Raw genomic sequence first — 6,225 nt, forward strand, 5'->3', positions numbered from 1 at the left:
ACAGTGGCTGGATCTTCGGCAAGATTGCCGCCGGCACGCCGACCTGGATTCAGAATGCCGGCTTTACCTGGCTGCTGTCGCTGGTGCCGCTGTCCGTTTTGTGTTTCTTCGGCATGAACAACCTGAAGACGGTGTCGCCCGCCATCGGTGGAACCATCCCGGCCTTCCTCAAAATCATCTGGCTCTACACGCTGTCGTTTGTGCCGGCGGGCGTTGGCTTGTATCTCTACCTGCCCAAGCCCACGGGACTCGGCTTGCTCAACATGTGGATCGCCATGCCATTGATCGTCGTCAGTACCTTGATGGTGCTGAAGGTGACGGCTTTCGGCCCGATGAAGGAATCCATTGCCAAGCAGTTCTCCATCTTCAGCAACAAGCACACTTGGTCACTGACGCTGCTGTACATCGTGACCTTCGGCTCCTTCATTGGTTTTTCGATGGCCTTGCCGCTGGCCATCACCGTCATTTTCGGCATCAGCCATGTGCCGGATGCGGCTGGCGTCATGCAGCACACGCTGAAAAACCCGAACGCGCCCTCGGCCCTGACCTTCGCCTGGATCGGTCCCTTTGTCGGCGCGTTGATCCGGCCCGTCGGCGGCTGGATCTCGGACAAGGTCGGGGGCTCCATCGTGACGCAGATCATCTCCGCCGTGATGGTTGCGGCTTCCGCTGGCGTGGGTTACGTCATGCTGCTGGCTTACAAGTCACCAGCGCCTGAAGAGTACTTCCTGCTCTTCATGGTGCTGTTTGTCATTCTGTTTGCGGCGAGCGGCATCGGCAACGGCTCCACCTTCCGAACCATTGGTGTCATCTTCGACCGTCAGCAAGCCGGCCCGGTGCTGGGCTGGACATCGGCCATTGCCGCCTACGGTGCTTTTATTGCACCGGTGGTCATCGGTGCGCAGATCAAGGCCGGCACGCCCGAGAACGCCATGTACGGCTTTGCCATTTTTTATGCCTTGTGCCTGGTGCTGAACTGGTGGTTTTACCTGCGCGCTGGTGCAGAGATCAAAAACCCCTGAAGCCCTGCTGATCGCCTGTTACCGCATCACCGGAGAACCCCATGAGCCATTTTCTTGATCGTCTGAACCATTTTTCAAACCCGCGCGAATCGTTTTCGGGCGGCCATGGCGTCACCACCGCCGAAGACCGCACCTGGGAGGATGCCTACCGCAACCGCTGGGCGCACGACAAGGTCGTGCGCAGCACCCACGGCGTCAACTGCACCGGCTCGTGTTCCTGGAAAATTTACGTCAAGGGCGGCATCGTGACCTGGGAGACCCAGCAAACGGATTACCCGCGCACGCGCTGGGACATGCCGAATCACGAGCCGCGTGGCTGCTCGCGAGGCGCCAGCTACAGCTGGTATCTATACAGCGCCAACCGCGTCAAATACCCGATGGTGCGTGCGCGCCTGCTCAAACACTGGCGCGAGGCGCGCCTGACGCTGCCACCGGTGGAGGCCTGGGCAGCGGTGGTACAGGACGACGCCAAACGGCGTGACTACCAGAGCGTGCGCGGCCTGGGCGGCTTTGTGCGCTCCAGCTGGGACGAGGTCAATGAAATCATCGCCGCTTCCAACATTTACACCATCAAAAAACACGGTGCAGACCGGATCATCGGCTTTTCACCGATTCCGGCGATGTCCATGGTCAGCTACGCAGCCGGCTCGCGGTATCTGTCGCTGATTGGCGGCGTGTGCATGAGTTTTTACGACTGGTACTGCGACCTGCCCCCCTCAAGTCCGCAAGTCTGGGGCGAGCAGACCGACGTGCCCGAGTCGGCCGACTGGTACAACTCGGGCTTCATCATTGCCTGGGGTTCCAACGTGCCGCAGACGCGCACCCCTGACGCCCACTTCTTCACCGAGGTGCGCTACAAAGGGTGCAAGACCGTGGCCATCACGCCCGACTATTCCGAAGTCGCCAAACTCTCCGACCTGTGGTTGCACCCCAAGCAGGGCACCGACGCCGCATTGGCCATGGCCATGGGCCATGTGATCCTGAAGGACTTCTACTTCGGTGGCAACGGCAAGCCGCGCTCGGCCTATTTTGATCACTACGCACGCCGCTACACCGACCTGCCGATGCTGGTGATGCTCAAGGAGCACCAGCTGGAAAACGGCGAAACCGTTCTGGTGCCGGACCGCTATGTGCGCGCATCGGACTTCAACGGAAAGCTCGGGGCTGCCAACAACCCCGAGTGGAAAACCGTGGCCTTCGATGCGCTGGGCAAGGTTGTGTTGCCACACGGCGCGATCGGTTTCCGCTGGGGACCAGACGGGCGAGCCGACGCCGGGCAATGGAACCTGGAGCCCAAAGAGGCGCGGCACGGCGACGAAGTCACCCTCAAGCTATCGGTGATGGAGGGCGAGGCGCCCAGCCAGGACAGCGCGCGGGTGGGGTTTCCGTATTTCGGCGGCATCCACCATGAGCACTTTCCGAGCAGCGCGTGCGTCGCACGGCAGCCCGAAGGCGCACGGGCCCCCTCGGGGGGCAGCGACCCACACGCAGTGGGCGAGCGTGGGGGCACTCATTCTGGCGATGTACTGGTGCGCACTGTGCCCGTGCAGCGTATCGCGCTCGGCAAGGCCGGTGAGGAACGCTCGGCGCTGGTGGCCACCGTGTTTGACCTGCAGGCTGCACAGTACGGTATCGCGCGTGGTTTGCCGGGCGAACTGGCGGCCACCGACTTCAATGACAACAGCCCCTACACCCCCGCCTGGCAGGAGCAGATCACCGGTGTGCCGCGCGAGCAGATCATCACGGTCGCGCGCCAGTTTGCCGACAACGCTGAAAAAACCGAGGGCCGTTCCATGGTCATCATCGGCGCTGGCATGAACCACTGGTACCACAGTGACATGAATTACCGCAGTGTCATCAACATGCTGATGATGTGCGGCTGCATTGGCAAGAGCGGTGGCGGCTGGGCGCACTATGTGGGGCAGGAAAAGCTGCGGCCCCAGACCGGCTGGACGCCGCTGGCCTTCGCGCTGGACTGGATTCGCCCGCCCCGGCAAATGAACTCCACCAGTTTCTTCTATGCCCACACGGATCAGTGGCGCTACGAAAAACTCGGCGTTGATGAGGTCTTGTCGCCGCTGGCCGACAAAAAGCTCTATGGCGGCAGCATGATCGACTACAACGTGCGTGCCGAGCGCATGGGCTGGCTGCCCAGCGCGCCGCAATTGCAGACGAATCCCATGAAGATCGTCAAAGACGCCGAGGCCGCCGGGCTGGACGCGAAAGACTACGTCGTCAAGTCGCTCAAGGATGGTTCGCTGAAGATGAGCTGCGAAGACCCGGACCACCCGGACAACTGGCCGCGCAACATGTTTGTCTGGCGCTCCAACATCATTGGTTCCTCGGGCAAGGGCCACGAATACTTTCTCAAACACCTGCTCGGTACCGACAACGGCGTTCAGGGCAAGGACCTCGGCGAAGAACTGGACACCCACGAAGCGCTGCGCGCCTCCCCCACTGGGGGCGCGGCTGGTTTGGGGCGGCCCGGCGCCGGCCAGGGCAAGCCAGAGGAAGTGGTCTGGCACGACAAGGCACCCGAAGGCAAGCTCGACCTGCTGGTCACGCTCGACTTCCGCATGAGCACGACCTGCCTGTATTCCGACATCGTGCTGCCCACCGCAACCTGGTACGAAAAGAACGACCTCAACACCAGCGACATGCACCCCTTTATCCACCCGCTCTCGACGGCGGTGGACCCTGTGTGGCAATCAAAAAGCGACTGGGAGATATACAAGGGCTTCGCGAAAAAATTCAGCGAGTTGTGTGATGGTCACCTGGGCGTGGAGAAAGAGATGGTGCTCACACCGCTGATGCACGATTCGCCGGGCGAACTGGCCCAACCGTTCGAGGTGAAGGACTGGAAACGCGGCGAGTGTGAGCTGGTGCCCGGCAAGACCGCGCCACAGATGCAGGTGGTTGAACGCGACTATCCCAATGTCTACAAACGTTTTACGGCGGTTGGCCCGCTGCTCAACAAGATTGGCAACGGCGGCAAAGGCATTGCGTGGAACACCGAAACCGAGGTGCGGCAACTGGGCCAATTGAACGGCCTGGTGACCGAGCCCGGTGTCACCTTCGGCATGCCGAAAATCGAAAGTGACATCAACGCCTGCGAGATGGTGCTGCAGCTGGCACCGGAAACCAACGGCCATGTGGCGGTCAAAGCCTGGAACGCGCTCTCAAAACAGACCGGGCGCGAACACGCGCATCTGGCGGTTCACCGCGAAGACGAGAAAATCCGGTTTCGCGACATCCAGGCTCAGCCGCGCAAGATCATCAGCTCGCCAACCTGGAGCGGCATCGAATCGGAAACCGTGTCGTACAACGCCGGCTACACCAATGTGCATGAACTGATCCCATGGCGCACCCTCACGGGTCGTCAGCAGTTCTACCAGGACCACCCGTGGATGCTGGCCTTTGGCGAGGGCCTGGCAAGCTACCGGCCGCCGGTGAATCTGAAGGCCACGGCTGGCGTGCACGGTATCCGCAGCAACGGCAACACCGAAATCCTGCTGAACTTCATCACGCCGCACCAGAAGTGGGGCATTCACTCGACCTATACCGACAACCTGTTGATGCTCACGCTGAGCCGGGGTGGCCCGATCATCTGGGTCAGCGAGGACGACGCCAAATTGATGGGGGTGGAAGACAACGACTGGATCGAGGCCTACAACGTCAATGGCGCGATTGCGGCGCGTGCGGTCGTCAGCCAGCGGGTCAAACCCGGCATGGTGATGATGTACCACGCACAGGAAAAAATCGTCAATACGCCCGGTTCCGAGATCACCGGCCAGCGCGGCGGCATCCACAACTCGGTGACGCGTATTGTGCTCAAGCCGACCCACATGATTGGTGGTTATGCGCAGCTTTCCTACGGCTTCAATTACTACGGAACCATAGGCACCAACCGGGACGAATTTGTCGTGGTGCGCAAGATGCACAAGGTCGATTGGCTGGACACGCCGCGCGATGACGACCTAGCCCTGGCGGTGCAGCAAATGGGAGAGGCAGCATGAAAATACGCGCACAAATCGGCATGGTGCTGAACCTCGACAAGTGTATTGGCTGCCACACCTGTTCGGTCACCTGCAAAAACGTCTGGACCAGCCGACCGGGCATGGAATACGCCTGGTTCAACAACGTGGAGACCAAACCCGGCATCGGTTACCCGAAGGAGTGGGAAAACCAGGACAAATGGAACGGTGGCTGGGTGCGCAAGGCCGACGGCTCGATCGAGCCGCGCCAGGGCGGCAAATGGAAGTTGCTGATGCGCCTGTTCTCCAACCCGAACATGCCGCAGATCGACGACTATTACGAGCCGTTTACCTTCGACTACGACCACCTGCAGTCGGCCCCCGAGATGAAGGCCACACCGACAGCGCGGCCGCGCAGCCTGATCACCGGCAAACGCATGGAGAAGATTGAGTGGGGTCCGAACTGGGAGGAGATCCTCGGCGGCGAATTCTCCAAACGCAGCAAGGACGCCAACCTTGACAGCTTCGATCAGGTGCAAAAAGACATGGTGGGCCAGTTCGAAAACACCTTCATGATGTATTTGCCGCGCCTGTGCGAGCACTGCCTCAATCCCGCCTGCGTGGCCTCCTGCCCATCCGGCTCGATCTACAAGCGTGAGGAAGATGGCATTGTGCTGATCGATCAGGACAAATGCCGGGGCTGGCGCATGTGTGTCTCGGGCTGCCCCTACAAGAAGATTTACTACAACTGGAAAAGCGGCAAGGCCGAGAAGTGCACGTTCTGCTACCCGCGCATCGAGGCGGGCCAGCCGACGGTGTGCAGCGAAACCTGTGTCGGCCGCATTCGCTACCTGGGTGTGGTGCTGTATGACGCCGACCGCATTCAGGAAGCGGCAAGTGTCGAAGACGACAAGGATCTGTACCAGGCCCAGCTCGATATCTTTCTGGACCCGAACGATCCGAAAGTGATTGAACAGGCGCGCAAGGACGGCATTCCCGACGCCTGGCTGGAAGGCGCGCGCCGCAGCCCGGTTTACAAAATGGCGGTGGAGTGGAAGGTGGCGCTGCCGCTGCACCCCGAGTACCGTACGCTGCCCATGGTCTGGTATGTGCCGCCGCTGTCGCCGATCACCTCGGCCGCCAACGCCGGTCACATCGGCATCAACGGTGAGTTGCCCGACATTGCGCAGATGCGGATACCCGTGCAGTACCTGGCGAATCTGCTGACG

General features: G+C 61.0%; 3 protein-coding genes. All 3 read left to right on the top strand.

From position 1 onward, the window contains the following. Nucleotides 1–1,022, top strand: a 1,022-nt coding sequence (locus ACESMT_RS03665) for a nitrate/nitrite transporter (RefSeq protein ID WP_372825220.1), incomplete at its 5' end; no start/stop codon positions are given. 41 nt (nucleotides 1,023–1,063) lie between these two features. After that, complete coding sequence (locus ACESMT_RS03670; RefSeq protein ID WP_372825221.1) at nucleotides 1,064–5,038, top strand: nitrate reductase subunit alpha; 3,975 nt, start codon at nucleotides 1,064–1,066, stop codon at nucleotides 5,036–5,038. Further along, nucleotides 5,035–6,225: nitrate reductase subunit beta (narH, locus tag ACESMT_RS03675; protein ID WP_372825222.1), on the top strand; the 1,191-nt coding region annotated here is incomplete at its 3' end. The genes ACESMT_RS03670 and narH, both read left to right, overlap by 4 nt.

It is taken from the genome of Polaromonas sp., assembly GCF_041689105.1.
In the GTDB taxonomy this organism is placed as follows: Bacteria; Pseudomonadota; Gammaproteobacteria; order Burkholderiales; family Burkholderiaceae_C; genus Polaromonas.